Annotated in this window: 31 protein-coding genes and 1 riboswitch; of the genes, 9 read left to right on the top strand and 22 right to left on the bottom strand. The window is 63.0% G+C overall.

Features of this window, described 5'->3' with window-relative positions; genetic code table 11:
- Positions 1 to 23 precede the first annotated feature (23 nt).
- Together AC1DSJ_RS06475 and AC1DSJ_RS06470 are read left to right on the top strand one after the other, a co-directional pair.
- Positions 24 to 413, top strand: a complete 390-nt coding sequence (locus tag AC1DSJ_RS06475; protein WP_175169859.1) for a Rieske (2Fe-2S) protein — start codon at positions 24 to 26, stop codon at positions 411 to 413.
- 15 nt (positions 414 to 428) lie between these two features.
- Positions 429 to 647 carry a hypothetical protein gene (locus AC1DSJ_RS06470; protein ID WP_441371138.1) on the top strand — a complete coding sequence of 73 codons (219 nt, stop codon included), beginning with the start codon at positions 429 to 431 and terminating at the stop codon, positions 645 to 647.
- Here the strand turns inward: AC1DSJ_RS06470 and AC1DSJ_RS06465 are convergent.
- Complete coding sequence (locus AC1DSJ_RS06465) at positions 599 to 1,582, bottom strand: bile acid:sodium symporter family protein (RefSeq protein WP_175169858.1); 984 nt, start codon at positions 1,580 to 1,582, stop codon at positions 599 to 601. The two genes, AC1DSJ_RS06470 and AC1DSJ_RS06465, sit on opposite strands and share 49 nt — an antisense overlap.
- Before the next feature lie 115 nt (positions 1,583 to 1,697).
- Between AC1DSJ_RS06465 and AC1DSJ_RS06460 the strand changes: the two genes are divergently transcribed.
- Positions 1,698 to 2,540 (top strand): LysR family transcriptional regulator, encoded by an 843-nt coding sequence (locus AC1DSJ_RS06460; RefSeq protein ID WP_054422292.1) that lies wholly within the window; start codon positions 1,698 to 1,700, stop codon positions 2,538 to 2,540.
- Positions 2,541 to 2,551: 11 nt separating this feature from the next.
- Here the strand turns inward: AC1DSJ_RS06460 and AC1DSJ_RS06455 are convergent, their stop codons facing one another.
- From AC1DSJ_RS06455 to AC1DSJ_RS06420, 8 genes are all read right to left on the bottom strand, one after another.
- Positions 2,552 to 3,085, bottom strand: coding sequence for an OsmC family protein (locus AC1DSJ_RS06455; protein WP_054422293.1), 534 nt, complete (start codon positions 3,083 to 3,085; stop codon positions 2,552 to 2,554).
- A 129-nt stretch (positions 3,086 to 3,214) separates the two neighbouring features.
- Positions 3,215 to 4,402 (bottom strand): c-type cytochrome, encoded by a 1,188-nt coding sequence (locus AC1DSJ_RS06450; RefSeq protein WP_441371137.1) that lies wholly within the window; start codon positions 4,400 to 4,402, stop codon positions 3,215 to 3,217.
- Positions 4,396 to 5,205, bottom strand: coding sequence for an ABC transporter ATP-binding protein (locus tag AC1DSJ_RS06445; RefSeq protein ID WP_342066518.1), 810 nt, complete (start codon positions 5,203 to 5,205; stop codon positions 4,396 to 4,398). Before AC1DSJ_RS06445 ends, AC1DSJ_RS06450 begins: the two co-directional genes overlap by 7 nt.
- Positions 5,199 to 6,215: an ABC transporter permease gene (locus AC1DSJ_RS06440; protein ID WP_342066519.1), complete on the bottom strand. Its 1,017-nt coding sequence runs from the start codon at positions 6,213 to 6,215 to the stop codon at positions 5,199 to 5,201. The genes AC1DSJ_RS06445 and AC1DSJ_RS06440 overlap by 7 nt, the downstream gene beginning before the upstream one ends.
- A complete protein-coding gene (locus AC1DSJ_RS06435) occupies positions 6,202 to 7,233 on the bottom strand; it encodes an ABC transporter substrate-binding protein (protein WP_054422297.1) in 1,032 nt (343 codons plus the stop codon). The genes AC1DSJ_RS06440 and AC1DSJ_RS06435 overlap by 14 nt, the downstream gene beginning before the upstream one ends.
- 163 nt (positions 7,234 to 7,396) lie before the next feature.
- On the bottom strand, positions 7,397 to 7,702 hold the full coding sequence (locus tag AC1DSJ_RS06430; protein ID WP_175169856.1) for a hypothetical protein: 306 nt from the start codon (positions 7,700 to 7,702) through the stop codon (positions 7,397 to 7,399).
- Positions 7,703 to 7,860: 158 nt separating this feature from the next.
- On the bottom strand, positions 7,861 to 8,739 hold the full coding sequence (locus AC1DSJ_RS06425; RefSeq protein WP_441371136.1) for an N-formylglutamate amidohydrolase: 879 nt from the start codon (positions 8,737 to 8,739) through the stop codon (positions 7,861 to 7,863).
- A 2-nt stretch (positions 8,740 to 8,741) separates the two neighbouring features.
- Positions 8,742 to 9,734, bottom strand: coding sequence for a Bug family tripartite tricarboxylate transporter substrate binding protein (locus AC1DSJ_RS06420; RefSeq protein ID WP_441371135.1), 993 nt, complete (start codon positions 9,732 to 9,734; stop codon positions 8,742 to 8,744).
- Positions 9,735 to 9,854: 120 nt separating this feature from the next.
- Here AC1DSJ_RS06420 and AC1DSJ_RS06415 point away from each other — a divergent pair, with 120 nt between their 5' ends.
- Positions 9,855 to 10,790: a LysR substrate-binding domain-containing protein gene (locus AC1DSJ_RS06415; RefSeq protein WP_476760281.1), complete on the top strand. Its 936-nt coding sequence runs from the start codon at positions 9,855 to 9,857 to the stop codon at positions 10,788 to 10,790.
- A gap of 131 nt (positions 10,791 to 10,921) precedes the next feature.
- Here AC1DSJ_RS06415 and AC1DSJ_RS06410 read toward each other — a convergent pair whose 3' ends face one another.
- From AC1DSJ_RS06410 to AC1DSJ_RS06390, 5 genes are all read right to left on the bottom strand, one after another.
- Positions 10,922 to 11,137 (bottom strand): hypothetical protein, encoded by a 216-nt coding sequence (locus AC1DSJ_RS06410; protein WP_082386981.1) that lies wholly within the window; start codon positions 11,135 to 11,137, stop codon positions 10,922 to 10,924.
- A gap of 102 nt (positions 11,138 to 11,239) precedes the next feature.
- Entirely contained in the window at positions 11,240 to 12,349 is a 1,110-nt protein-coding gene (locus AC1DSJ_RS06405; protein ID WP_441371310.1) for an AGE family epimerase/isomerase, read from the bottom strand.
- Positions 12,350 to 12,497: 148 nt separating this feature from the next.
- A complete protein-coding gene (locus tag AC1DSJ_RS06400; RefSeq protein WP_006218759.1) occupies positions 12,498 to 12,710 on the bottom strand; it encodes a hypothetical protein in 213 nt (70 codons plus the stop codon).
- A 340-nt stretch (positions 12,711 to 13,050) separates the two neighbouring features.
- Complete coding sequence (locus tag AC1DSJ_RS06395; protein WP_175169855.1) at positions 13,051 to 13,275, bottom strand: hypothetical protein; 225 nt, start codon at positions 13,273 to 13,275, stop codon at positions 13,051 to 13,053.
- A 76-nt stretch (positions 13,276 to 13,351) separates the two neighbouring features.
- Complete coding sequence (locus AC1DSJ_RS06390; protein ID WP_441371133.1) at positions 13,352 to 14,263, bottom strand: DMT family transporter; 912 nt, start codon at positions 14,261 to 14,263, stop codon at positions 13,352 to 13,354.
- A 159-nt stretch (positions 14,264 to 14,422) separates the two neighbouring features.
- Between AC1DSJ_RS06390 and AC1DSJ_RS06385 the strand changes: the two genes are divergently transcribed.
- Together AC1DSJ_RS06385 and AC1DSJ_RS06380 are read left to right on the top strand one after the other, a co-directional pair.
- On the top strand, positions 14,423 to 14,893 hold the full coding sequence (locus AC1DSJ_RS06385) for an Lrp/AsnC family transcriptional regulator (protein ID WP_006226939.1): 471 nt from the start codon (positions 14,423 to 14,425) through the stop codon (positions 14,891 to 14,893).
- Positions 14,894 to 15,009: 116 nt separating this feature from the next.
- Positions 15,010 to 15,243, top strand: coding sequence for a hypothetical protein (locus AC1DSJ_RS06380; RefSeq protein WP_054422305.1), 234 nt, complete (start codon positions 15,010 to 15,012; stop codon positions 15,241 to 15,243).
- A gap of 72 nt (positions 15,244 to 15,315) precedes the next feature.
- Here the strand turns inward: AC1DSJ_RS06380 and AC1DSJ_RS06375 are convergent, their stop codons facing one another.
- The 3 genes from AC1DSJ_RS06375 to AC1DSJ_RS06365 all read right to left on the bottom strand — a co-directional run bounded on the left by AC1DSJ_RS06375 (position 15,316) and on the right by AC1DSJ_RS06365 (position 17,439).
- Positions 15,316 to 15,909 carry a BPSL1445 family SYLF domain-containing lipoprotein gene (locus AC1DSJ_RS06375; RefSeq protein ID WP_054422306.1) on the bottom strand — a complete coding sequence of 198 codons (594 nt, stop codon included), beginning with the start codon at positions 15,907 to 15,909 and terminating at the stop codon, positions 15,316 to 15,318.
- Between the two features lie 227 nt (positions 15,910 to 16,136).
- On the bottom strand, positions 16,137 to 16,391 hold the full coding sequence (locus tag AC1DSJ_RS06370; protein ID WP_054422307.1) for a hypothetical protein: 255 nt from the start codon (positions 16,389 to 16,391) through the stop codon (positions 16,137 to 16,139).
- 172 nt (positions 16,392 to 16,563) lie between these two features.
- Complete coding sequence (locus tag AC1DSJ_RS06365) at positions 16,564 to 17,439, bottom strand: MurR/RpiR family transcriptional regulator (RefSeq protein WP_441371132.1); 876 nt, start codon at positions 17,437 to 17,439, stop codon at positions 16,564 to 16,566.
- A gap of 146 nt (positions 17,440 to 17,585) precedes the next feature.
- Here AC1DSJ_RS06365 and AC1DSJ_RS06360 point away from each other — a divergent pair, with 146 nt between their 5' ends.
- Positions 17,586 to 18,584, top strand: a complete 999-nt coding sequence (locus AC1DSJ_RS06360; RefSeq protein ID WP_054422308.1) for a Bug family tripartite tricarboxylate transporter substrate binding protein — start codon at positions 17,586 to 17,588, stop codon at positions 18,582 to 18,584.
- A gap of 10 nt (positions 18,585 to 18,594) precedes the next feature.
- Entirely contained in the window at positions 18,595 to 19,548 is a 954-nt protein-coding gene (locus tag AC1DSJ_RS06355) for a M14 family metallopeptidase (RefSeq protein WP_346552697.1), read from the top strand.
- 4 nt (positions 19,549 to 19,552) lie between these two features.
- On the opposite strand, the gene AC1DSJ_RS06350 is transcribed toward AC1DSJ_RS06355, so the two are convergent.
- The 4 genes from AC1DSJ_RS06350 to mntP all read right to left on the bottom strand — a co-directional run bounded on the left by AC1DSJ_RS06350 (position 19,553) and on the right by mntP (position 23,121).
- Complete coding sequence (locus AC1DSJ_RS06350) at positions 19,553 to 20,572, bottom strand: TRAP transporter substrate-binding protein (protein WP_175169852.1); 1,020 nt, start codon at positions 20,570 to 20,572, stop codon at positions 19,553 to 19,555.
- Between the two features lie 166 nt (positions 20,573 to 20,738).
- Positions 20,739 to 21,173, bottom strand: coding sequence for a GNAT family acetyltransferase (locus AC1DSJ_RS06345; RefSeq protein ID WP_054422311.1), 435 nt, complete (start codon positions 21,171 to 21,173; stop codon positions 20,739 to 20,741).
- A 318-nt stretch (positions 21,174 to 21,491) separates the two neighbouring features.
- Complete coding sequence (locus tag AC1DSJ_RS06340; RefSeq protein WP_346552694.1) at positions 21,492 to 22,406, bottom strand: PhzF family phenazine biosynthesis protein; 915 nt, start codon at positions 22,404 to 22,406, stop codon at positions 21,492 to 21,494.
- 151 nt (positions 22,407 to 22,557) lie between these two features.
- Positions 22,558 to 23,121, bottom strand: a complete 564-nt coding sequence (gene mntP / locus AC1DSJ_RS06335) for a manganese efflux pump MntP (RefSeq protein ID WP_054422313.1) — start codon at positions 23,119 to 23,121, stop codon at positions 22,558 to 22,560.
- Positions 23,122 to 23,130: 9 nt separating this feature from the next.
- Positions 23,131 to 23,300: riboswitch (yybP-ykoY riboswitch) on the bottom strand.
- 98 nt (positions 23,301 to 23,398) lie between these two features.
- Between mntP and AC1DSJ_RS06330 the strand changes: the two genes are divergently transcribed.
- Positions 23,399 to 23,788, top strand: coding sequence for a hypothetical protein (locus tag AC1DSJ_RS06330; protein WP_054422314.1), 390 nt, complete (start codon positions 23,399 to 23,401; stop codon positions 23,786 to 23,788).
- A 159-nt stretch (positions 23,789 to 23,947) separates the two neighbouring features.
- On the opposite strand, the gene AC1DSJ_RS06325 is transcribed toward AC1DSJ_RS06330, so the two are convergent.
- Positions 23,948 to 24,784 (bottom strand): alpha/beta fold hydrolase, encoded by an 837-nt coding sequence (locus AC1DSJ_RS06325; RefSeq protein WP_441371131.1) that lies wholly within the window; start codon positions 24,782 to 24,784, stop codon positions 23,948 to 23,950.
- Positions 24,785 to 24,868 lie beyond the last annotated feature (84 nt).

The following is a 24,868-nucleotide window of genomic DNA, read 5'->3' as shown; positions in this document are numbered from 1 at the left end:
ACCCTTTCATTGAAGGCCCCGCCATGCTGGATTCCTCCGCCGCCCCCGAAGTCCGCGTTTGCGCCGCCGCTGAGCTTGTCAATGGCGGCCTGGGCGTCAAGGTGCCGGTGACCGACGGCGCGGGCCAGACCACCGCCTTCTTCGTCCGCTACCAGGACCGCGTGCACGGCTACCTGAACCGCTGCGCGCACGTCGGCGTTGAACTCGACTGGGAAGGCAGTTTCTTCACCCGCGCGGGCGACCTGATCATGTGCGCGCGCCACGGTGCGACGTATCAGCCCGACACTGGCCTATGCGTGGGCGGCCCCTGTAAGAATGGCCGGCTGACCGTGCTGACGGTGGACGAACGCGACGGCAGCGTCTTCTGGCAGCCGACGGGCAAGATTCGCCCGCGGGACGAGGCTGCTGCCTAAAACCGGCTTGGCCCTGTGGCCACCCCGACCCTGGCCGGCTTCGCTCTGACCACCCCGGCCCTGGCCGGCTTGGCCCTGACCGACCCGGCCCTGACCGGCTTGGCCCTGACCGCCCCGGCCCAGGCCGGTTTGGCCCTGATCGACCGGACGGACCCCGCCGATCCGGCAAGCCCGGGCAACATCCTCTACGCGCTCGCCACCGCCACCTGCTCCGGCTGCTGGCGTTCCGCATAACGGCGCGCCAGCACCGCGCACACCATCAGCTGCATCTGGTGAAAGATCATCAGCGGCAACACCACCACGCCCATCTGCGACGTGCCAAACAGCACCGTCGCCAGCGGAATGCCGGACGCCAATGACTTCTTCGATCCGCAGAACACCAGCGTGATCTCGTTTTCCTTGGACAGCCCCAGCTTGCGGCTGCCCCAGGTGGTGATCAGCAGCACCGAGCCCAGCAGCAAGGCGTTCACCAGCACCATCGTGGCCAGATCAATTGCCGGAAACGCGTGCCAGATGCCCTGCGCCACGGCTTCACTGAAGGCCGTGTAAACCGCCAGCAGAATCGAACTGCGATCCACCTTGGACAGGGTCCGGCTATTGCGTTGCGCCCACGCGCCAATCCACGGCCGCAACAAGCTGCCCACCGCGAACGGCAACAGCAGCTGCAACAGAATGCGGCCCGCGTCGGCCAGCCCATGGCCGCCCCCCTGGCGATGCAGCAGCACCGCCACCAGCAACGGCGTCAGCACGGTACCCAACAGGTTCGACGCGGTCGCCGCGCAGATCGCGCCCGGCACGTTGCCGCGCGCCATCGACGTGAACGCAATGGACGACTGCACCGTCGACGACAAGGTGCACACGAACAGCACGCCCAGCCACAGCGACGGCGTCAGCAGCCCCGGAAACAGCGCCCGCAGGCCCAGCCCCAAGGCCGGAAACAACAAAAAGGTGCAAGCCAGAATCAGCGCGTGCAAGCGCACATCCTTCACGCCCGCCACGATGGCGTCGGTGGACAGGCGCGCGCCGTGCAGAAAGAACAGCAGCGAAATGGCGACGTTGCTGGCCACCATCATGAACGACGCCCCCTTGCCCACGGCCGGGAAAAAGCTGGCGAAGGCCACGGTGGCGATCAGGATCAGGGTGAATTGGTCGGGCAAAAAGCGGCGCATGGCAAAGGCGATTCCAGAAAAGTTACCGCGAACTATAGGCGTGCCTCTTGCCATCGTGAAGGCCACTGATTACTTTAACTGTCATCGAAATATCCAATGACCAGGCAACGCCGCCATGCTCAACCCTTTGTGGCTCAAGACCTTCCAGGCCGCCGCCGCCGCGCCCAGTTTCACCGAGGCCGCGCGGCGCCTGGGCCTGACCCAGCCCACCGTCAGCGAACACATCCGGCAGCTGGAGCAGGCCGTCAACCGCCGGCTGTTCCTGCGCGACACGCATTCGCTGACGCTGACCAGCGACGGCCGCAGCCTGCTGGTGCACGCCGACATCATCCTGGATGCGCATGAGCGCGCCGAACGCCTGTTCGATGCGCCCCGGTTGCGCGGCCGGGTTCGCCTGGGCACCTCTGATGACTTGGCCATGGGGCCGCTGCCTGATGTATTGGCGGCGTTCCGGCTGGCGCATCCCGAAGTCGAGCTGGACCTGACCATCGGCGTCACCAGTGAGCTCTACAAGCTGCTGGACGACGATGGGCTGGACGTGATGATTGGCAAACGCCGCCGCGGCGATCGCCGGGGCCAGACGCTGCATAAGGAAGCGCTGCTATGGCGCGCCAAGGACGGCCTGCGCATTGCGCCGGATGAGCCGCTGCCGCTGATCCTGCTGCGTGAACCCAGCGTGACGCGCACGCTGACGCTGGATGCGCTGGCACGCGCCGGCCGCAGTTGGCAGATCGTGTGTACCAGCACCAGCTACGCGGGCTGCCAGGCGGCCGCCCGCGCGGGGCTGGGCATCACGGTGCAGCCGTCGCACTTATCCACGGCGGGGCTGGCCGCACCCGCCGCCAGCGCCCAACTGCCCGCGCTGCCGCAAGTGGAATTCATCGTCATCTCGGCCCCCGCGCCCAACAAGCCCACGCGCGCCCTGACCGAGATTCTGATGCGCAGCACGCTGACCTGAACCGCCCTCGCCTATTGCGCCGCGGGGCGCGTATGCCGCACGCTGCCTTCCAGCGGCTGCGGCTGCTTCAACAGGTTCAAAATCGGGCACCACTGCTCCACCGCTTCATGCACGGCGCGCACTGCGGCGTCATCCGCCGGCGACACGATGTGCGCGGTGTAGCGGATATTGTGCGGAAAGAACGGCACCTTCTCGAACCCCGGCTTGCCGCCACGGGGGTCCAGATCGCCCTCGATCTCCACTTCCAATGACTCCAGCGGCAGTTCAAGCTCGGCCGCCTTGATCAGAAAGATATGCGTCAGGCAACTGCCCAACGACCCCAGCAACAGCTCCGGCGAGCTCGGCCCCAAGTCGTAGCCCGCGAAATCGGCAGGGCTGTCACTGACCACCTGATGATCGCGAATGCGGATGCGCCGCACGCCGCTGCGCCCTTCCGCGCTGACGTGGGCGCGTAGCTTCACGGGCTCCACGGTTTGGGGATCGCGCCCATTGCGCACCAGTACGGCCGCGCGTTTCTGACCCAGGTATTCGTTCAACGTACTCATCGTGCAACCCTCGCTTGTAGTGAGAAAAGTGCAGAGAAATCGTGGCGCAAACTCGTGACGCAAACTCGTGGTGCCAACTTGTGGTGCCAACTTGTGGCGCCAACTTGTGGCGCCCAATCGTGGTGCCCTTTAAGGCAGCCGCCGGTCAGGCAAGGCGATGGGCGTGTCGTCCATCGCGCGCAATAGATCGCCCAGGCCTCGGGCGGACGCACCCTCCATCCGGCCGCCCGGGCCGCAGACGTTGTCGGCGCTGGTCCAGGCGGGCGCCGCGCCTGGCAAGCGGCGCGCGCGCAGCCAACCGCGCCGGTCCACCATGAACTGCGCGCCGGCCAGCGCATCCACGTTGGCCCCAGCAGCCAGCGCATCCACGTTGGCCCCAGCAGCCTGCGTATCTACGTTGGCGCCAGCAGCCAGCGCATCTGCGCTCAAACCAGCGGCCAACGCATAGGCGTCCCACGCCCCCGCGCCAGACGCGACGCAATCAGCGTTGACGTCACTCGCCGACCCCCGCGTCAATGCCACCGTCAGCACACGCGGGTCTTGGGGTTCTTCCGGCGCGCCGGGCGCCACTGCCACCACGCGCAGCGGCAAGCCGCGCAGTCCGCGTAGATCTTGCGCGCGTCCGTCACGGCATGTCAGCGGCACGACGGGTGCGGGGATGGCCGGCATGCCCACGCCGCCACTTGCGCCGTACGCTTGCAAGCGCAGGTAGTCCAGCACCTGCCAAATCTCGTCGTCATGCAACACCGCGTGAAAACCATGCATCGACGCACTCGCGTCGCCCTGCGCCACCCGCCAGTGCAAGTCACCTTCCAGCCGGTTATCAAACAGCGCCGCGCCCAGCACGCTGGGCCACACAGGCTGGCTGGCCGCGCGCGGCCCCCGGCCGTCTGCCGCCACGCCATGGCACCCAGCGCAATGCGCCTGGTATAGCCGCCCGCCCTGCAACACGTTGGCCTCCGAAAATGCCAAGGGTGAACGCTGATACGACGTGCGATGCGCCTCGGTCAGCAGCATTTGCGGACGCGGCCAATGCGCGCTTGCGGCCAACACCGCAGCGGCCACCAGCAAACCCACCCGCCAGCGTCGGACAAACAACGCCCACACCAGCAACACCAGCGCCACGCCACTCTGCGCCAACGCCAGCCACAGCTGCCGCCACGTATGGGGGCTGACGGGCAGGTCCGGGTCGTAGCGCCACGCGAACGGCCAGTGCGAAATGGCTAACGCAGAAGGCGGTTGCCGCCAGATCACCACGGCGGCGGCAAGCGTCAATAACGCCAGCGCCGCCACCGCCAGCCCCAGCAGCCTCACCACGTTGCATCCAGCCCCAACAAGGCCAGCGCGCGATGGCGCAGTTCCGCCAAACGCGGGTCGCCACGGTGCCTGGGATATGGCAGATCGTTGATGATCTCGTCCTTGATCCGCGCGGGCCGTTCGCTCAGCACAATAATGCGCGACGCCATGAACAGCGCCTCTTCCACATCGTGCGTCACCAGCAAGGCCGTAAAGCCCGTACGCTGCCAAAGCTCGACCAATTCAGATTGCATGGCGATGCGCGTCAGCGAATCCAGCTTGCCCAACGGCTCGTCCATAATCAGGATGCGCGGATCATTCACCAAGGCGCGCGCCAACGCCGCACGCTGCGCCATGCCGCCCGACAACTGATGCGGATACGCCTGGCTGAAGTCCGCCAAGCCCACGCGCTGCAACGCGTCGTCTACCCGGTGACGTTCGGCTTTCAACAAACCGCGCGCCTGCAAGCCCAGCGCCACGTTGTTCCACACGGTGCGCCAGGGGTACAGCGTCGGGTCTTGAAAGACCACGATGCGCGACGGCGATGGCCCATCAATCGGCGCACCGTCAGCCAGCAAGCCGCCTTGCGCCGGCGGCTCCAGCCCAGCCACCAGCCGCAGCAACGTCGACTTGCCGCAGCCGCTGGGGCCCAGCAAGGCCACGAATTCACCGGGCTTGACCTCCAGGTCGATGTTGTCCAGCACCGGCAACGCCGCGCCTTCCAGATCGAAGTGATGATTCACGCCCTGCACGGCCAACGCCGCGCCGCGCGAAACCGCGTGCGGGTTCATCGTCTTTGCCGCCGTCACCGCTGCGCTCACCATTTCACGACTCCTTTCTGCCAGGCCAGAAGACGGTCGCGTCCCAGGAACAGCAAGGTGATCAAACCGGAAAACACCAGCGCCATCACGATGAGCGCGCCATACATATTTGCGTACGACGCCCAGCCCTGCGCCCACGACAAGTACCAGCCCAAGCCCGATTTCACGCCCATCATTTCGGCCGCAACCAGCACCGAGAACGAGGCGCCCAGCCCCATGAACAAGCCCACGAAGACTTGCGGCAACGCGGCGGGAATGGCCACGCGCAGCACCAGGAACCATTCGTTCGCCCCCATGGTGCGCGCCACGTCGTAGTAAGCGCGGTTCACGCCCGCCACGCCCGACCACGTCAGCACAGTCACCGGAAACCACGTCGCCAGCGCGATCAGAAACACAGCGGCCGACCAGCTGGAGGGAAAGAAGAAGAACGCCATCGGCAGCAAGGCGGTAGACGGCACCGGACCCAGAAAGCGCAGCACGGGATGCACCCAATAGCCCAGCCCGCGCGACCAGCCGATGGCCACACCCGTTAAAAACCCGGCTGCCGCGCCCAGCAGAAAGCCATTGGCCAGCAGCCACAGCGAATTCAGCAGGCTGTCTGCAAGCCGCTTGTAGTCGGTCACGTAGACCTCAATCAGCGACTGCGGGGGTGCAAAGAACGGGCTTGGCAGCCACGCCAGTTTTGCCGTGGCGATTTCCCACGCGCCTACGGCAATGGCCAGCGCCAGCAGCCACGGCCCTGCGCGCCGCACCGCCTGCACGGCGCGCGGCTGTTCTGCGCCGGACGCCGCCAACACCAACAGCAGCACCGCCAGCACCAGTGCCGCCACGCCAAATTCGCGCGTGTAGCCCCATGACGAAAAGCCCACTTCCACATTCGGCCATGCCAGCGTCACCGCTCCCACGCCCGCCCACAACGCGGCGGCGGCAACGCCGGTCTTCCACAGCCTCCACCCCGGCGCGGCGGCCAGCGCCGCCCCGCGCACGGGCAACGACGCGTCAGCCGAGGACATTGGGCACCACCACTTGTGCGTACTTGTTGATGTCCAGGTTGGCGCTCAGGACTTTGATGGTTTTCAAGTCTTTGGCGTAGCCCACGATTTCCTCGCGCAGCGCCGCGCCGGTCGATGCGTGGCCGTGACTATGGCTGCGCAAGATGGCGGCCACGCGTTCGGCGGGCACCTTGCCCGGCACATAGGGCGCGAAGATGCGCGCGGTTTCATCCGGGTTTGATGCCGTCCAGCGCTGTGCATCAATCACCGCACGCGTGATGGCCGCGGCCGACTCGGGGTCCTTGCGCACGAGGTCGCCGCGCAGCCCCAACACGCAGCAGGTGCGGTTCTCGTAGTCGCCTTCGATGTTGGTCGCAATTTCGCGCAGCTTGTTGTCTTCGCGCAGCGTGTAGATCAAGGGGTCATCGCCCGCGATGGCGTCCACTTCACCCTTGCGCAGCACCTCGCCGAACAGGTCTTGCGGGTACTGGCGCCAGTCCACGGATTCCGGGTCAATGCCCAACTGCGCCACGCGGATCGCAAAGAAATTCTTCACGGGGCTGGCCTGATCGGACACGGCCACGCGGCGGCCCTTCAGGTCGTTGACGCTCTTGATGGGCGAGTCTTCAGCCGTCAGCAAACGCATGCACCCCCCGTGCGTGCCCACCGCCAGCTTCACGTCAAAGCCTTGCTCCAGCGGTTTAAGCCAGCGAAGCGCCATGCCGATGCCGCCGTCGGCATGGCCCGTGGCAATCGCTTCCAGCAGTTGATCGGTGGACCCGCTGAAATTGATGCGTTCGACCTTCAGGTTGTACTTTTCGAAGAAGCCGCGTTCCAGCGCCACCGACACCGGCGACTGGCAGACTGCCGTTTGGCTCCAGGCAATTTTGAACGTTCGGGGCGACGCATCGGCCGCTAGCACGCGTGAACCCAGCATGCCAAGCGGCGCGGCCAATCCCGCAATGCCGGCCGCACGCAACAGCGCGCGGCGTGAAACTCCACGCGACGAATTCGCGCTGGAATGGACGTTCGTATTCATCAACCTTCCTTATGAGCAGACTGTGAATGGCGATGATTGCCATGCGGCATCATCAGCCTGTGCTCAGGCGTTCGACAAATACAAAGTGGGGATAACAATATGGGCCTGATGGCCGCGCAGCGCGCCTCAGGCTAGCGGAATCCCGCGTGGGTGTTGCTTGTGCTTATTCGGGCAAATGGTCCGGCACGCCCTCTTCATCCACGCTTTTCACACGGTCCAACGCGTTGCGCGCGGCCGACATCGCTTCGATCGCGCTGCGAAAACGCCGGCTGACAAAGATCTCGAAGGGCTGGCCTTCGGGCTTGTCCTCAACCGCTGCGGCATCGGCGTCTTCCTGCTCGACAGCCTCGCCCGGCTTCACCTTGGGCGGCAGGCGCCTCGTCTCCAGAAACGCGCGAGCGGGCGTGCGCCCTTCGGGCTGCGTCGCGTACGCCACCACTGAAAATCCGTTGATCGTCTTCTCTAGCATTGCGGTCCCCAATCGCTGCGGCCAAAAACGGCGCAGCTCATTGTTAGCGACAACGGCCGTCCGGTAGAAAACTTAAGCGCCCAACAAAAAGCCGGGGTTGATGTGAATCAACCCCGGCTTAGTCGTGTGCGGCGCGCGCAACGCACATACAAACGAATTTATTTTGTCGACGTAACCGCCTCCATGCGCACACGCACATAGCCCGCCACCTGTTCCAGCACCGTCGACAAATGCCCGCGCAGAATTTCGAAGCCCGCGTTGCGTTCACGCGTCGCCTCGTCCATGTACAAGGGGCGGCGAATCTCCACTTGCAGGCTGTGCCGGTTCAGTGCGGGCTGGCCGATCTGCGCGATCAGTTGCACGCCTTTGTAGGGATCATTGCGCGCCACCGTGTAGCCCAGGTCACGCAGGGCTTTTTCGATCAGTGCGATGAACTCTGGCTCGCACGTGGTGCCATCACGATCACCCAAGACGAGGTCGGCAAGCGGATGTTCGCTGTGCCGGCCCAGACGCTCGTAGGCGTCGTTCGGCATGGAATGCAGATTCAAGTGCCAGACCGCGCCAAAGCGCTGTTCGACACGGCTGATCGCTTGCGACAAGGCCGCGTGATAAGGCTCGTAATAAGCCTGAATGCGATGGCGCACTTCGGCCAGGCTCAGCTTGCGGTCGTAAATGGGCGTGGCCTTGTCCATCCGGCGCCAGATCAGCCCCTTGCCCAGACGCGTCTTCTCGCCCGGGTCCAGGGGGTGGGGCCAGGGCTCGGCCAACAACTCCGGGTCCAGATCCTGCAACGTGCGGTTGGGGTCGATGTAGACACGCGGAAAGTTCGCCGCAATCAGCGTCGCGCCCAGCGCGGGGGCCGCCGACCACAACGCGTCCACGTGCGTGTCTTCGCCTTGGCGCAGTTGCGCCTGCGTCGCGGCTGCCCCGAAATCATCGGGATAGCGTTCGCCGCTGTGCGGCGAATCACAGACCAGCGGCAAGGCGGGTCCTTCGGGTTCATGCACGGATACCGCGTTGAAATCGGCGTGTGTCATCGTCAATCAGCCTGAATGTTGGCGGCCTTGGCCACCTTGGCGTAACGGGCCAGGGCCTGTTCGATCTGGACCTGGAATTCTTGGGGCGTCGTGGGCATCAGCGTACCACCCACGTCCTCGGCCTTCTTGCGGAATTCCGGGTCTTGCATCGCGGCGCGCACGGCTTGGTTCAAGCGGTCGATGACAGCAGTCGGCGTGCCAGCTGGGGCCACCAGACCGAACCAGCCGCCCGTGCCCATGTCGGGATAACCCAGCTCGATGTAGGTGGGCACATCCGGCAGCAACGGCGAACGTTCGGCGCCCAACACAGCCAGCGCGCGCAGCTTGCCGCCCAGCACTTGCGGCAAGGTCGACGACAGGTTGTCGGTGATCGCATCCACCTGGCCGCCCATCACATCATTCAATGCCGGGCCTGCGCCGCGATACGGCACATGCAGCAGCTTGATGCCCGACAGCATCATGAAGTTCTCAATGTTCACGTGTCCCAGCGAACCGATACCGGGCGACGCGAAGCTGTAGCGGTCGGCGGGTGCGCTCTTGGACAGCGCCACGAATTCGGCCATGTTCTTGGCGGGCAGATTCGGGTTGATGGCAAACACGCTGGGCACGGCCAGCACATTCGCCACGGGCGCGAAATCTTTGACGGGGTCGTAATTCATCTTGCGGTACACGGCCGGGTTCGAGCCGTGCGTGCTCATCGTGGCCATGCCGATCGTGTAGCCGTCGGGGGTCGACCGCGCCACCTGCTCCATGCCCATGGAGCCGCCTGCGCCCGCCTTGTTCTCGACCACGATGGTCTGCTTCAAGTCGCGGCCGGCGTATTCCGCCACCAGGCGGGCAACGATATCGGTCGATCCGCCCGCGGCAAACGGCACCACCAGCTTGATGGGGCGCTCGGGATAACCGGCGGCATGCGCGATGCCGGCAAAGGACAACGTGGCGAACATGCCGGCAAGCGCGCAACGCGCGGACCGGCCAAACAGGCGGCGAGACATGGAGCAACTCCGAAGGTGAGGTCGTTCGCGGGTCTGCGAACACGGCCGCCAGTGTCCGAACTTTACGATCTGCTTTCAAACGACTATATTGCACGCCTTCATTACCAAAGGTCATGCTCGATGCGGCTGCATTCGCCCTCCATGTCCGAGCTGCATGCCTTCATCACGGCGGCGCGCTTGGGCAGCTTTACGCAAGCCGCGCAGACGCTGTGCGTCACGCAGGGCGCGATCAGCCGCGCCATCGCCCGCCTGGAAGCGCATTTCGGCCAGCCGTTGATGCATCGAAACGCGCACGGGCTGACCCTGACCGAGATGGGCCAACGGCTATACGACGGCGCGCAAGCGCCCTTGCAGGCCATCGAAACGCTCAGCACCGAATTGCGCGCCGACGACCGCCGGCTGCGCCTGACCTTGTCCACGGTGCCCACGCTGGCCAGCGCCTGGCTCGTGCCTCATCTGCCCGATTTTCATCGGCGCCATCCAGACATTCAGCTGAGTTTTGCGGCCTACCGCCGCAACGAGGACTTCTCAGGCGCAACGCCCGACGCCAGCATTCTGTCTGGCACGCCGGAGCAATGGCCGGGCTGGGATGCCGACTACGTGATCGGCCGCGAGATGGTCGTGATCTGCCACCCCGATCGTCTGGCCCTGCGTCAGGCGCAAGGGCTGTGGAGCACGCCCCACGGTTTGCTGGGCGAGCCGCTGCTGTATCACACGAATGGCATGGGCAATTGGGCGCAGTGGTTCACCGCGGCGGGCGTGCCGCGGGATGCCGTGACCTTGTCCAATGGGTTCGATCAGGTGTCCATCCTGATTCGGGCGGTGATGGCCGATATGGGCATCGCCGTCCTGCAACGCTGCCTGGTGCGCGATGAGCTTCAGGCCGGCCGTGTCGCCGCCCCGTTCCCCGATCTGCCGATTCGGCTGAGCCGCGGCTACCACCTGTGCGCACCCACGCAGCGGCGAGACCACTACGCGCTGGCCTGCTTTCGCCAATGGCTGCTGCAAACGGCCAGCGCGGACCCTGACGTTGTGGCGGCGGGTCAAGCCGAATAGCAATGTATCGTCATATTAAGAAACTTTCAGTTTCTGGTTTTGACGGCCACATAATTCCAAATGAAACGGGCCTCTTTTCAGAGGCCCGCTTGTAATGCGACGGAAAGCGACCGAAAACCGCCCTAAAGCGATCAGGGTGCGAGCTTGAATCCGAGATCCACGCCCCACTTATCGGTCTCGCGCAACCACTTTGCCCCGCAACTTAGGCACCGAAAGTGGTCTTCACGGCTTTCTTCCCGCCCTTTTTGGGTCGGATTGGTGAAACCTTGATGTCCCAGGTGCGAATGCGGGGCCACGCCCGAAAGTCCCGGGTTAATGCGTTGGCAAGCCAAGCACATAACGCTCATTGATGCTTCCCCACAAACAGTGTTGCCAAATTGTAAGGGATTTCACCAATATTTTTCTATCAATTTATGTCAATCAAACAACAATAATTGTTAATACGGCAATTAAACAACGATTGGTAACGCCGCTAGGCAGGTCGCCAAATGGTAAGGCGAGGTCGACGGCATATCGCTGCGCACTACCGCGCCGGTGCCGTCCAGGCACTCGTACCAGCCGCCGGGGTGCAGGAAATTGGCCCGGAAAGCCGCCAAGCCAGACGCCAACTCAGGCAGATCGCCCACCACGGCCAGCGCGCGCAAGTACTCCGTTTGGGCCCAGATACGGCGGGTGTCATCCACCACCGCCCCCGACTCATCCAACGACGCCAACACGCCCGGCCCGCCCACATCCACGCCATGAAGGCGCGACCATTGCATGGCGCGCGGCAAGGTTTCAACCAGATCCAGCCCTTCGAAAACCTGGGCGGCGCCTTGCACCAATGACAACCACTCGAATTGATGTCCTGGCTCCAGCCGGTTATCGGCAGTGCCTTGCAACGCTTCCGAAATGCACTGCGTGGGGGCATGCACGAAGAACTGGCTCATGCCTTGCGCCAGGCTGCGCAGATGCTGAGCAAACAACGCCGGCTCCGCAACTTGAGCGGCAGCCAGATACGCTTCGGTCAAATGCATCATGGGATTCTGCGCAGGCGGGCGCAGCGGCTGGGTCAAATCGGGGCTGAGCGCAGCATGGTAAAGCCCATCCTGCGTCTTGAAGCGCGACTCGATCGTCGAGGCCGTTGCCAGCATGAGCTTGCGCGCATCGGCGTTGCGGCTACGCTGAAAGTACGCAGCGCAGGCCAGCACGATGAACGCGTGCGTATAAAGATCCTGGGTGTCATCGAGCGGAAGCGCTTGGACGTCCACGCTGTAGCGCCAGCCCCCGTGTTCGCTACGGAACACACGGCGCAACGATTCGAACAGGCGATCCGCATGCTGACCCGCGGCCGCGCCCGGCGCTTGCGCAAACACATACAGCTGACGCGCGCAGGCCATCGCGCGATAACGCGCGGGCGGCAAGGGCTCGCCGCTTGCGCCATCCAGCGATTCAAATGGGAGACCGAGTGCGCTATTGAAGCCCTGCCCCATCCACATGGGCAGGATGACAGAGGCGTAATGCTCGCGCAACGCGCGGATATGCTCCGTCAGAGAGAGATTGGTCTGTGCGGCAGTCATCTTGGAACGACGCATACCCAAAAAGGGCCCCAGGTTTTGGAGCAGCAACGATAACCGAAATTTTCGTCGCAAATTTTTGAGTATTCTCCGAAGCGTCATGCACACACAGACCGGTTCAACCGATCAGCTCCGTCAAGGGAAGTACGCCCTATCGGAAGATGTTTTCCTCGACCCAGTTCTGCGCGAATATTTCCGCGCGATCACGTGCTTCGTCCAAGGAAGCGCAGTTGCCCAAGTGGGAAAACGCGGCATCCACTTCGGTGCCGCCCTCGGCCGTTACCGTCAGCAAAACGCCATATCCGCCGGTATCCATGGCCGCTGTGGAAACGTCGATCAGAACTTCCTGGTCACGATGCTGCATGTGCTACCTCCCAGTCGGTTACCTAAACGCGTGAACCACGCGTGACGTGGCGGGATCAAATTCCCGCGTAAACAAATAGACCTGAAAGCGTCACGCAAGTTCATCTTACTGGCGACCCGATGTGCGCGATACGTCCGGAGGATGCCAATTGCCACATTCCGTCTCAGGAGATTCCCGTACTGCGCAAGATTTACCCGCAAATACGCGACATACAGCGAAAATATTCGCAAGATATGCAGCAAACCGGCACGTCTTGATGCAAGACGCAGCGAGCCAAGTGGGATATCGGGGACCGCAGCGATGGTGACGATAGGCCAGCGAATGCTGGCCCTGTGATCGCTTAGCGCACGTGAATGGCGCCCGGTTCTTCCATGCGCAGGGCGAGCTTGCCCTTTTCAGTGATCTGCCAATGGCCATCGGCGCTGGCCACAATGCAGCGCAGCGTCACAAGCGCCTGCGAAACCTCGGCAGGCACTTCAGCGGGTGCGGCGCCCGGTTCGTCTTGGTCGGCAACCGCCCGAAGCCAATGACCCAGTTCGCCCTTCTGGAAACGATGCAATGCCATGCGTGACTCTCTCTTCAATTGCGAAACGATAGCACGACGAGGCAAGTCCCTATCCGCCCATCCGCGCATGGGCCCGCTACGACGGACGCAGCACCAGCGGCCGCTTGAAGCGCGAGGCCACAGCAGACAGCACCACGCTCACACCGATCAACGAGAGACCCAACGCCAGATCAGCCGAAATGCGTTCATGGAAAACCACTGACGACACAATGAGCCCGATCACCGGCACGCACAGCATCGCGATGGACGTTGCGACCGGCGGCATCTTTTGCGTCATGCCCAGTACCACGATGAACGTCAACGCGGTGGCAAGCGGCCCCGTGTACAAGATGATGGGCCAGGCGTCCGGCACCGTCAGGAACGTGGGCGCCCCGTCGCGCATGCAGGCCAGCGCCGCCAGCGGCACCGTTGCAATTGCCGTCTGCCACGGAATCATGTCTGCCCCCAATCGCACATGACGATTGCCACGCAACTGGATGATGTTGCACGCCCAGGCGAATGACGCGCCCAACAGCATGACCAAACCGATCACCGTGTGCGCCTGCCACGGGCTGAAGGCAGGTGCAACGATCACGCCAATACCCGCATAGCTCAACGCGGTGGCCAGCCATTGCCCGGCCGACAACCGTTCTTTCAGAATCAGCGCCGACAGCGGAATCACCCATATCGACGTCGCATAGGCAATCACCGACGCGCGGCCCGGCGCCACATATTGCAAGGCCCACAGCGCCAACGCGGTGAACGCGCCCATCTGCAGCAGCGCCACCCCCGCCACCAATGGCCATTCCTGGCGGCTGGGCAGACGCAAGCGGCCCAACACGCCCAGCACCAGCACACTGATCAAGGCAGCAGACCCGAACCGGCTGGCGGCCAGCCAGAGCGGACTCATGTGCGCCAGCCCAAGCTTCATGACGGGCCAATTGCCGCCCCAGATCATGACCGCGCCCACCAGGGGCAAGAACTTGCGCAACGTGCTTTGCTGACTCATTACTGCTCGGTGACTGCTGGATTATTCTGCGCTTTGGCCGATTAGCCAAAGGAAGGAATAGTCTATAGGGTAAACCCCAGCATATTTCACCTCAATTCACTTCGATACACTGCACGCACAGCACGAATGCACTGTCTATTCAAAGCCCTTAGGTGACTTATGCCGGAAATCAACCTGGATGCCACTGACATCCGAATTCTTAACGAACTGCAGCGCGATGCGCGTCTGACCAATGTCGAGCTCGCCGCGAGGGTCAATTTGTCGGCCTCGCCATGCCTGGCGCGCGTGCGCCGGCTGGAAACCGAAGGGCTGATTGATCGCCGCGTCACCTTGCTGAATGCGCGCAAGCTGGGCCTGAAGGTCAACGTGTTCATCCAGATCTCGCTGGACAAGCAGCGCAAGGCCGCACTGGATGTCTTCGAACGCGAAATTGCCGTCCTGCCCGAAATCATGGAGTGCTATTTGATGTCGGGCGATGCCGACTATCTGATCCGCGCGCTGGTGCCGGATGTCGATGCGCTGGAACGCTTGATCGTCGAACACATCACGCGTATCCCGGGCGTGGCCAGTATCCGCTCAAGCTTTGCGCTCAAGCAGGTGCTCTACACCACCGCCGTTCCGCTCGCCTGAAGATACCGCGCGACGCTTTCAGAAACTTGCGGGATCACGGCCGCGCCCGCACAATGAATCCGTCGGTGCGCACTTGCGCGCCGGCGTCCCTCCCATCGCTTAGCAAGGAGCAAACCATGCCCGAAACAGAATGGTTCCCCGGTGGCACGCTACCCGATCGTCAGGGCTACTTTGAAGTGGAATTCGACACAGGCGAAACTGAAATCACGCGCTACGGCATGCTGGGTTGGGAACCCGAGCAAGACCGCGGCCACATCGTGCGTTGGCGCGGCCTGGACCCGAACATCGAAGAAGCCGAAATGCAACGCGAAAGCGCCGTCCGCAATAACGGCGATACCCTGCTCGGCTAAACCAGCCACCCACAAAAAAACGCCGCGGAAAACTCTCCGCGGCGTTTTGCTTGGGGGTGACCGATTAACCGATTACCAGTTCAACTTCGAAATCTTGGTACCGGCCAACGACACGCCCGCCATCAGGCCACCGTTGTTCATCACGAAACCGACCACCGGCTGCTGCGCCGTGTTGGTGTCGATGCGGCCATTGGCGCCGATATTCACGACAGCCACTGTCGCATCCGCGCCCACGGTCCAGCCGCTGCTGTTGCGGAACTTGTTCAGGGAATCATCCGTCATGAACAACAGCACCATGGCCTTGGATTGCGCGCCAGCCTGGAAGCCAATCGAACCCGCCGTCGTGCTGTAGTAGCCGGCATTGGAGCCGCCCACCCGCAAGACGCCATTGCCGTGTTCAGCGCCCACAATGAAGCTGCCGCTCAACACGTCAGGAAAGACCAGGACGCCCTTGGCGCGCGCCACCAATTCCTTGGATTGCGGCGATGCTTCGTAGAGCTTGGAGAGGGTCGCGTTCGCAGCGCTGTTCATTGACTCGCGCTTGTCAGTCGCTGTTGCGGTGGACTTGGGGCTGGTGGTGGTGCAACCCGCAAACAGCAGGCCTGCCACACCGATAGTCGCTGCCGCTAGACCAACACGACGCAGGACAGGAAAAGTATCAAACATGGAACTCTCCTTTATTGTTGTCATCCGGTACCAATGTACCGGCCAAACTCTACCGCGCATGGCACACGAATGTGATAAACGAAACAAAACCTACCTGATGTCGCCCCCATTAAAGTGAGCCATCTCCAGAACCCATGCGCCTGAGGGGGGAAAAACAGCGGTGGCGGCTCAGCAACATTTGGTAGGGCAATTACCTGGGCCAGCCTCGGGCGCCAATCATGGCGTAGCTACAGAATGCCGTACCGCGGCTCGCCCGTTGCAGCGTCTACGGAGACGATGCCAGACAAGACCAGGTCGGCATGGCGCCGGGCGACGGCAGCATCTGCAAACGTCACGAATCTGGGCAAGGACCAGCGTTGTTGAAAATCGCCATTGCCCGTACGGCTCACCGTGACGACGATGGCCAACACGCCAGCATCCAAGCTGACGATTTCGCATCCCACTTGAAATCCATCGATATGGCGTTGCGGGCACGCGTTCATGCTTGCGCTCCTGAAATCTGAGTATCCGGGCGCAATATGCCAAAAAAAAAACCGCTTGAAAAGCAATGCTTTTAGCGGGTAATCAGGCACTAACTCGTCTAGTACACATGCATCTTGCAGACATCAAAATCGGCCTGAATTCAGGCACTTTTGGCCGATTTTTCAATCGCGGTCAAAAACCCTGCGCATCTCCCATCGGCCGAATCCACTTCGACTCCCACAAGCCTTCGCCTCTTTCCAGCGCCGCACCCAGTTCTTTTTTGCGTCGCTGGGCAACCGCAGCAAGCAGCGCGTTGCAGACCGAAAACGCCGCGGTGTAGGAATCAAACGGCGACGCGCTGGAACATCGCGCGATCAACACATGATGCGCCGACGCAGCGGCTGGCGCCGACGGCGCATCGGTCACCAACAGCACCTTGCCGCCCCGCTCGCGGAACACCTTCACCGCGTTGGCAGTGGCGATTGAATAGCGCCTGAACGTGAACGCCAACAATACATCGTTGTCGTCCACCCAAAGCAACTCGTCTTCCAAAAACATCGGGCTTGCGCCCCCCATGTGCCGCACGGCCGGCAAGCACAGGTTCAGGTATAGCGCCGCGTGGCTCGCCAGCGGCGCCGCTTGCCGCAGACCCAGGACGTGGACGCGCGCCTTGCGCTGGGTCAACACACGCACCGCCGCCTCAAACGCCGCTACGTCAATCGATGCGAACGTCTCTTGCAGATTGTGCTGGTCATGCAGCAATGCGTTGTGCAGGCAGGCCCTGGCCGACAAGTTGTCTGCGCCCACCGCATCCGCGCGTTCGCCCGGCGAGGCCAGACGTGCCGTGACTTCAGAGCGCGCCTCCATCTGCGCCTGCGGATAGCTGTCATACCCCAGCTTGGCCAGCAAGCGCACCACCGTTGACGCACTCGTGCCCACCCGCTTGGCCAATGCCGTGGCGGATTCCAGCAGGCTTTGCGGATAGCGGGCCTGCATTTCCTCGACCAGCAGGCACTCCGTCTTGCTGAGTTTCTTGCCGTAGCTGGCGATGCGTTGGTTCAGATTCATGGTGGCGGCAACATAGCGCTGCAACAGGACAAAAGGCGAACCTAGGTGATAACCCTAAATTCCACAAAATTCATTGCATCTTATATTTCATTCTGCAATGCGCATTGCAAGATAGTCCAAACAGATTGCCATCACAAGAGAGTTTCATGAAGCACCCCATCGCGGCGCCCTCGCTGGCTCGCCGTAGCCTCGTCCTTGCCGGCCTGGGCGCCGCCCTGCTGCCCCTGGCCGCGCGCGCCAATGCCTACCCATCGCGTCCCATTACGCTGGTTGTGCCGTTTCCTGCCGGCGGTTCGGTGGACCTGATCGGCCGCATCTACGCCGAGGCATTGGGCAAGGCGCTGGGCACCACCATCATCATTGAAAACCGCGACGGCGCAGGCGGCGCCATCGGCAGCCAACGCGTCGCCCGCGCCAAACCCGACGGCTACACGCTGGTTGCGTCGTCGCAAAGCTCGCACCTGGCCAACCCGCTGATGCGCAACGATTTGGGCTACGACCCGATCAAAGACTTCACATCGATTTCGCAGTTGTCCCGCACGCCCAATGTGCTGGTCACCAACATCGACGTTCCAGCCAAGACGTTCGCGGAATTCGTCGCCTTGCTGAAAGCGCGCCCCGACGAACTGCACTTTGCCACCGCCGGCATCGGCAGCATGGGGCAGCTCAACGCCGAGCTGATGAAAAACACCGTGCAGGTGCAGGCCATGCACGTGCCGTACCGCGGCGGCGCGCCGCTGATCAATGCCCTGCTGTCCAACCAGGCGCAATTTGCGCTGGACAACCTGGCGCCGTTCCTGCCGCATATCCAGGTAGGCAAGATGCGGGCACTGGCGGTGGCTGCACCCAAACGCCTGGACGCGCTGCCCGATGTGCCCACCTTCGCAGAACTGGGCTATCCGGTGCTGAACTCCATGTCGTGGATTGGCCTGGCCGCGCCCGCCGGCACACCCGACGACATCATCCAAAAACTGCTGGCCGCCGTGCGCTCGGTGGCCCGCCAGGACGGCATGCCGCAAGCGTTGGAAAAGGCTGGCGCCCTGCCCCCCGAAGACCAGACCCCGCAACAGTTCACCTCCATGATGTCCGAACGGTTGGCCTTGTATAAAGACCTGATCGACCGCGCCGGCATCCGCCCAGAATAGGCCCCATCCCATGCAAAACCCTGCTTTTGAACCCGACACCGCGCCGCTTGAAGTCTTGCCGCGCGACCTCTCCGCCTACCGCGAAGGCAACACCGGCATTCCGTACGTGCACCGCTTCGAGTCCGGCGTGCCAGGCCCCCACGTGCTGATCAACGCCATCACGCATGGCAATGAGATCTGTGGCATGGTCGCCGCCACGCACCTGCTGGACACGGGCGTGCGGCCGAAGATCGGCACACTGACTGTCAGCTTTGCGCACGTTGAAGCCTACGAGGCCTTCGACATCAACCAGCCTTATGAAAACCGCCAACTGGTTCACAACCTGAACCGCATCTGGTCCGCCGCCATGCTGGACGGGGCCGAAGACAGCCCCGAGCTGCGTCGCGCGCGTGAATTGCGCCCGGTGCTGGACGCCGCCGATTTCGTGCTGGACATTCACTCTACCCGTGCGCCGGTGCAGCCCTTCTGGGTCTATAACGAGATGGACCGCAACACAGCGCTTGCCGCAGCCGTCGGCGCACCGCTGGTGCACCTGGTCATGCCACAGCACAAGTTCCCTGGCACGGGCGTCATGGGCTACGGTCACCACGGTGATCCCGACTCCGACAGCGGCGGCGCGCTGGTGGTGGAATGCGGCCAGCACTTCGCGAAGTCTGCGGCCGACCTTGCCACCGACGTCACCCTGCGCTTCCTGGCTCACACGGGCCTGATCGACACGCCCGCCGATGCCGTACCGCCGCCCGCTCCGCAGCGCTACCGCCTGCTGGAAGTGCACATGGTGAAGTCCGAAGACTTCCGCTTCACGCGCCCTGTCATCGGTTTCGAAACTTTCAACAAAGACGAGCTGATCGCCATGAACGGCACCGAAGAAATTCGTTCGCCGTGCGACAACTGCACGATCTTCATGCCCACGCGCATGCCGATCGTGGGCCGCGAAGCCGTCTACCTGACCGTGGCTATCTAAGCCGTCAGCGTCCAGCCGGTTCCGCCAGCAAGCGTTCGTACACTTCTCGTGCGTTCGCAAAGCCCTGGGCCTGGAGCCGGCTGACATACGCATCCGACACCGGATGCAGCGCCACCTTCCACCGTTGAAGCAACGCTGCGTCCGGACGCAAAATCACTTTGCCCGGCGCCTGTGCGCCATCGTGAAAGGGCTGGTCCCATTGATTCCATAGCGGCCCGAAACGCGCCACCAGCCCATCGCCAGACAGGCTGTCGATCGCTTGCCTCACATCCGCAGGCAACGCGTCAAAGCGCGACTGCTTCATCACAATGAAGAAGGCAGAGGCATAGAACGGCACCGCCGTATGCCGCGTCATTTCGTCGTTGAAGCCCGCAATGGGCGTGCCCCAGTTCGTGACGATGCCGTCCAATTGATGGGCGCGTAGCGCGGGAATGATCTCGTCGGGTTGCAGCAACTTCGGAACGGCGCCCACGTGCTCAAGCATCATTGCGACCGTGGCGTTGGGCGCACGCAGGCGCAAGCCCTTCAAGTCGGCAGGCTCAGTCACAAGCGTGGCCTTGGTGTGAACCAGCCCCGGGTTGTGCACAAATAGCGCCAGCACTTTGAAGCCCTGGTATTCCTCGGCAAGCACGCCCTCTTGATACAGCCGCCACAGCGCCTTGGAACCGCTGCCCGCGTCCGCCACCACGAACGGCAATTCGACGATGGCGCTGCGTGGAAAGCGGTCGCCTTCAGCGCCGCGCAACCCAAGCGCAATATCCACTTCCCCGCTTTGCACCTGACTGGCCTGCTTGCGCACGTTACCCAACGGCGAACTGGCGTTCAGCACCTCTACCTGCACCTTGCCACCCGTCTTGCGTTCCAGCTCGCGCGCCCAGGGCTCCACCAGGTCCACTTGGAAAAAACTGTTGGCCCCAAGAAAGTGAGACATCTTGAGCCGGACGGTATCCGCCTGCACTGACATCCCGGCAAGCGCCAGCAGGATGAAAGCGCCCCAGCGCCAGCCTTGAATCGAACCCCGCATGATCATCAACCCCGTGTCATTCCCGGACCCCTGCCCAGGTCAATTCAACGGAGTGTGCTCAGGATCAAACGGCCTCACCAGACGGCAAGCCCGTTTGTAGGACCAAGCCGCGATCTCATGCAAGAGTGTCGGACGGAATCACCTGCATCCGACGCCCGCATGGCAATCAAAGATCGGGGATCAAGCGCTTGCCCAGGCTGATCACCTCGTCCTGCGAGAAGCCCAGGCTTTCGTAGAAGCCCTGCACGGCGGCATTGCCCGAGCGGATCAGCAAATTGATCTTCGGGCAGCCCATCTCAAGCAGCTTTCGTTCGACGGCACGCATCAGCACCGTCGCGTAGCCGCGCCGCTGGTGTGCGGGCGACACGGCCAGATAATTGATCCATCCCCGATGGCCGTCGTAGCCGCCCATCAGCGTGCCCACGATGATGCCATCCGCCTCGCCCACCAGAAACAAATCGGGCTGCACCGTGAGCTTGCGCGCGACATCCTTCACCGGGTCGTTCCACGGGCGAGTCAGGCCGCAGTCGCGCCACAACTGAATGAGGGCGGCCTCGTCTGAGGGATGGTAGGGCCGGACGGCCAGTGCTTGTTGGGTCATGCTTCGTTCCTTAACGTAGGAAAACGAAGGCCGGAAGATTCCCCTCAATAGCCGCCGAAGGATGAAGCGCCAACGGACGTGAAAACAAAAAGGCCACGAGGGGTATCGTGGCCTTCAAGAGGAAGCGCCGAAGTTTCAGCGCCTGAACGTGACTTGCCACTCAACGTAGACGTCGAGTGACTCGTCGGTTGTCCGCGCGGCATGCCGGCGCGAATTTCGGTGCGGATTGCAGTTCGTTCATGCGGGCAAGCATACACGAGGGCCCGCGCCGCCGGCAAGAATGCGATCAGGTCAAAGACCGTGCCGGCAAGATGGAAATCAGGTCAAAGACGGCGCCGGCAAGGTTCCTTCCATGACCACAACGGCTTGCCCCGCCACACCCGCCCACACGCCATCGGCGCGCGGTTCGGCGTGAGCCAGCAACAAGCTGGCGCGGCCCATGTCCACGCCCTGGCCCACGCGCAGCCGCAGCATGCCTTCGCCACGCAACGCCGCGCGCAACGCCGTCACCGCCGCGGTTGCGCTGCCCGTTGCCGGGTCTTCCGTCATGCGGCCGGTGAACATGCGCGCCTGAATGTCGGTGGGCGCATCCACCGTATCCGAGGCCGTGTCCGTCGTGTAGACGTAGATGGACTTTGCCCCGTCCAACGGCAGCAGCGCCGCATAGCCCTGCGAATCTGGCGACGCGCGGCGCAAGGCATCGCGGCTGGCCAGTTGCGCAACCAGGAATATCAGCCCCACCGACACCACTTGCGGCGCGTGCTCTGACGTATCAATGTCAGACGCCTCCAGCTTCAGCGCCCGCGCCAACGCCGCCGCCGACACCTCGCTTGCGCGCGACAACGGTTGGGGCGCAAGCAGCTCGACGCTGTCGACGCCCTTGGCGCCCGACTTCAGTGCAATCCGCACCAGGCCTGCGGCCTCTTCAAACACAAAGGCGTCCGGGGCCGGATGGCCAGCGGTGATCATTTCGCGCGCCAGCACCACAGCAGTGCCAACGTTGGGATGCCCCGCAAACGGCACTTCGCGATCCGGGGTGAAGATCCGCACCCAGGCCGTGTGCGCCGGGTCTTTCGGCGGCAACACGAAGCTGGTTTCCGAGTAATTGAATTCACGGGCAATGCGTTGCATCTGCGCGGTATCCAGACCTTGGGCATCCAGCACAACTGCCAAGGGGTTGCCGCAATAGGTCTGGCTGGTGAACACATCGGCGGTGACATAACGGTAGCGCATAAGAAGCGTCTCTCTTTCTGGTTGAATGAGACGAGTATGCGGACACCATGGCGCAGCCAACAGACACAGAACGGAAGGACTTTTCCCATAACAGCCCGCCGGGCTGACCCAGCAAGGCGCTTGCGGGCGCCTTGCCGTCACGTCACCCGCATCAAGCCGACAGATGCTCGTACAGGATCGTGGCCCCGATACCGATCAGCGCAATGCCGCCCAATATCTCTGCACGTTTGCCCGCCACGCTGCCAACCAAGCGGCCGACCATCACACCGATCGTCACCATCAGCATGGTCGCAAGACCAATCGCCGCCGCCGTGATCCAGATGTTGTTTTCGATGAAGGCCAGGCTGACGCCCACCGCCATCGCATCGATGCTGGTGGCAAAGCCTGTGGCCGCCAGCAGCCAGAACGAATGGCGCACAACCGGCGCGGCCTCTTCGGGATCGTCCTTGTAGCCGTTGCGGATCATCATCGCACCGAGCACGCAGAGCATACAGAACGCAATCCAGTGGTCCCAATCGGCAACGAACGTCGCCGCGACGGAACCGAGCGCCCAGCCGATCACCGGTGTAATCGCTTCGATGACGCCAAAGATGACACCGGTGCGCAGGGCTTCAGACAGGCGCGGCTTGTGCAGCGCTGCGCCCTTGCCGACCGCAGCGGCAAACGCGTCGGTCGACATGGCAAAAGCCAGGATAAGGGTGGAAAGGGGGTTCACGGGGGTGGCTCCGTCCGGGCGATACACACAGACTTTCCATATCGCCCGGACAAAGCTATGGAATAGTCCGTGGTCTCGCCAAGCCGAATCGGCCGTTGCGCCATGACCGAAAGGTCAAGAATGTTGACGCAAACCCTGTCAGCGCGGCTGACAGCAGGCTACTCCCCAAAGATGGGCGAAGTGTACCAAAACGCGCTTGCCAGCGCGCGGGTCGAGTACCCTGTACCACGGCGCCGCCCTCGCGGCCCGAAGCAGACTTACCCGGAAGGAATGCACCATGGAAAACCCTTTTGGCGACTCCGACGAACCCGCCATCGACCACCGTCAATATCTGGTCCTGATCGCGGCATCGAAAGACAACGCCTCACTCGCCCAAAAGCTGCTTGAAAACCTGAAGAAGCACGTCGACGAACGTGCTGCGCCCTTGTGGATCGACGCCAAAGGCATCGGCGTGCTGCTCACGACGGATCTGGTTGCCTCAGAGATCTGGAAGGAAATGTTCCAAAAGGAACCCGGCCAGGATTACGGCGACACGCGCAACATGCTGGTGCTGGAACTGGGCAAGGATTGGGCCGCCCGGCGCGACGACAAGATCGAACACTGGCTCGCCACGCATGTGGGCGACCCGCTGACGCCAGCACCTAAACGACCGGGCCGGAAGCGTTGATCGTCGAGCAGTGAAACGCTGCGTTGATGCGAAGGCTTGATGCGCAGCTCAGATACCCGGCGTTGATGCGATGGCTTGATGCGCAGCTCAGATACCCGGCGTTGATGCGAAGGCTTGATGCGCAGCCCTGTTACCCAGCGTTGATGTGCAGCGCAGCGGCTACGCTGCGCCCGCAACGTTGCCAGCCCTACGCCGGATGAACGTGACGAGCAAATCCGTCACTTCGTCCGGCCGGTCCAGGCTCGGCAAATGGGCGGTGTCCGTGAGCTCATGGCCACTGCCGTTCGCCAGCATCGACGCCACCCGCTGGCTGCGCGCCTGAATGTTGGGAAAGTCACTGCGTCCCCACATCACCAGGGACGGCGCCCGGATCTCATTCAAACGTTGATACGTCGGCAAGTGGTCGACGCTCGGCCCGGTCGGTGGCGACCGCAGTACGCCCGCGTGCATCTCAAGAAAAAGCTGGCGCGCAGCGCCTTCGACTCGCCCCTCGGGTTCCAGCGGACCATCCAGGAACAGACGCGCCTTCAACGCGTTCACGCGATCCAGATCGCGAGCGGATTCGGCTTGCTTCAACGTAGCCATCGCCTCTTGAATGGCGGCGGGTTGGGCCAAGTCAGGCGCGCCCGGCACCGTCGGCGCAATCAACACCAGCCCGCGCACACGATCCGAGTGCAGCAGCGCGGCGTCGAGCGCGACGCGCCCGCCTTGCGAGCAACCCACCAGAATCACAGGCTTGCCATCCGCCAAGGCATCCATCACCGCCATCAGGTCCGCCACGGCGGAATGATCTTCCGGCGCGCTATGCGTCTGCCCAAAACCGCGCCGATCATAAGCAATCACCTTGTTGCTCGAACTGAGCGCGCGCATCTGCGCCTGCCACATGCGGCGATCACAAATGGCGGCATGCAGAAAAACGACGGGGTCTCCGCTACCGGCAGTCTCGGCCGCCAACATCGCACGGCCAGATGGAATCTGATGACGAAGCGTGTTCATGGGGCAAGGTGAAAGGAATGGCGAAGTCGAAAATATACCCTTCGCGCAGACAATCCGGCGCAGCAATCGCACGCGGACGACGAC

It is taken from the genome of Achromobacter sp. 01N37, assembly GCF_056399725.1.
This window is presented reverse-complemented; position numbering and strand designations above follow the sequence as displayed.

Bases quoted from the DNA above. Each gene is read 5' to 3' on its own strand.
- AC1DSJ_RS06475 (WP_175169859.1), top strand. From the start codon at position 24: ATGCTGGATTCCTCCGCCGCCCCCGAAGTCCGCGTTTGCGCCGCCGCT.
- AC1DSJ_RS06465 (WP_175169858.1), bottom strand. From the start codon at position 1,582: ATGCGCCGCTTTTTGCCCGACCAATTCACCCTGATCCTGATCGCCACC.
- AC1DSJ_RS06460 (WP_054422292.1), top strand. From the start codon at position 1,698: ATGCTCAACCCTTTGTGGCTCAAGACCTTCCAGGCCGCCGCCGCCGCG.
- AC1DSJ_RS06455 (WP_054422293.1), bottom strand. From the start codon at position 3,085: ATGAGTACGTTGAACGAATACCTGGGTCAGAAACGCGCGGCCGTACTG.
- AC1DSJ_RS06445 (WP_342066518.1), bottom strand. From the start codon at position 5,205: ATGGTGAGCGCAGCGGTGACGGCGGCAAAGACGATGAACCCGCACGCG.
- AC1DSJ_RS06440 (WP_342066519.1), bottom strand. From the start codon at position 6,215: ATGTCCTCGGCTGACGCGTCGTTGCCCGTGCGCGGGGCGGCGCTGGCC.
- AC1DSJ_RS06435 (WP_054422297.1), bottom strand. From the start codon at position 7,233: ATGAATACGAACGTCCATTCCAGCGCGAATTCGTCGCGTGGAGTTTCA.
- AC1DSJ_RS06430 (WP_175169856.1), bottom strand. From the start codon at position 7,702: ATGCTAGAGAAGACGATCAACGGATTTTCAGTGGTGGCGTACGCGACG.
- AC1DSJ_RS06425 (WP_441371136.1), bottom strand. From the start codon at position 8,739: ATGACACACGCCGATTTCAACGCGGTATCCGTGCATGAACCCGAAGGA.
- AC1DSJ_RS06420 (WP_441371135.1), bottom strand. From the start codon at position 9,734: ATGTCTCGCCGCCTGTTTGGCCGGTCCGCGCGTTGCGCGCTTGCCGGC.
- AC1DSJ_RS06415 (WP_476760281.1), top strand. From the start codon at position 9,855: ATGCGGCTGCATTCGCCCTCCATGTCCGAGCTGCATGCCTTCATCACG.
- AC1DSJ_RS06410 (WP_082386981.1), bottom strand. From the start codon at position 11,137: ATGAGCGTTATGTGCTTGGCTTGCCAACGCATTAACCCGGGACTTTCG.
- AC1DSJ_RS06405 (WP_441371310.1), bottom strand. From the start codon at position 12,349: ATGACTGCCGCACAGACCAATCTCTCTCTGACGGAGCATATCCGCGCG.
- AC1DSJ_RS06400 (WP_006218759.1), bottom strand. From the start codon at position 12,710: ATGCAGCATCGTGACCAGGAAGTTCTGATCGACGTTTCCACAGCGGCC.
- AC1DSJ_RS06395 (WP_175169855.1), bottom strand. From the start codon at position 13,275: ATGGCATTGCATCGTTTCCAGAAGGGCGAACTGGGTCATTGGCTTCGG.
- AC1DSJ_RS06390 (WP_441371133.1), bottom strand. From the start codon at position 14,263: ATGAGTCAGCAAAGCACGTTGCGCAAGTTCTTGCCCCTGGTGGGCGCG.
- AC1DSJ_RS06385 (WP_006226939.1), top strand. From the start codon at position 14,423: ATGCCGGAAATCAACCTGGATGCCACTGACATCCGAATTCTTAACGAA.
- AC1DSJ_RS06380 (WP_054422305.1), top strand. From the start codon at position 15,010: ATGCCCGAAACAGAATGGTTCCCCGGTGGCACGCTACCCGATCGTCAG.
- AC1DSJ_RS06375 (WP_054422306.1), bottom strand. From the start codon at position 15,909: ATGTTTGATACTTTTCCTGTCCTGCGTCGTGTTGGTCTAGCGGCAGCG.
- AC1DSJ_RS06370 (WP_054422307.1), bottom strand. From the start codon at position 16,391: ATGAACGCGTGCCCGCAACGCCATATCGATGGATTTCAAGTGGGATGC.
- AC1DSJ_RS06365 (WP_441371132.1), bottom strand. From the start codon at position 17,439: ATGAATCTGAACCAACGCATCGCCAGCTACGGCAAGAAACTCAGCAAG.
- AC1DSJ_RS06360 (WP_054422308.1), top strand. From the start codon at position 17,586: ATGAAGCACCCCATCGCGGCGCCCTCGCTGGCTCGCCGTAGCCTCGTC.
- AC1DSJ_RS06355 (WP_346552697.1), top strand. From the start codon at position 18,595: ATGCAAAACCCTGCTTTTGAACCCGACACCGCGCCGCTTGAAGTCTTG.
- AC1DSJ_RS06350 (WP_175169852.1), bottom strand. From the start codon at position 20,572: ATGCGGGGTTCGATTCAAGGCTGGCGCTGGGGCGCTTTCATCCTGCTG.
- AC1DSJ_RS06345 (WP_054422311.1), bottom strand. From the start codon at position 21,173: ATGACCCAACAAGCACTGGCCGTCCGGCCCTACCATCCCTCAGACGAG.
- AC1DSJ_RS06340 (WP_346552694.1), bottom strand. From the start codon at position 22,406: ATGCGCTACCGTTATGTCACCGCCGATGTGTTCACCAGCCAGACCTAT.
- AC1DSJ_RS06330 (WP_054422314.1), top strand. From the start codon at position 23,399: ATGGAAAACCCTTTTGGCGACTCCGACGAACCCGCCATCGACCACCGT.
- AC1DSJ_RS06325 (WP_441371131.1), bottom strand. From the start codon at position 24,784: ATGAACACGCTTCGTCATCAGATTCCATCTGGCCGTGCGATGTTGGCG.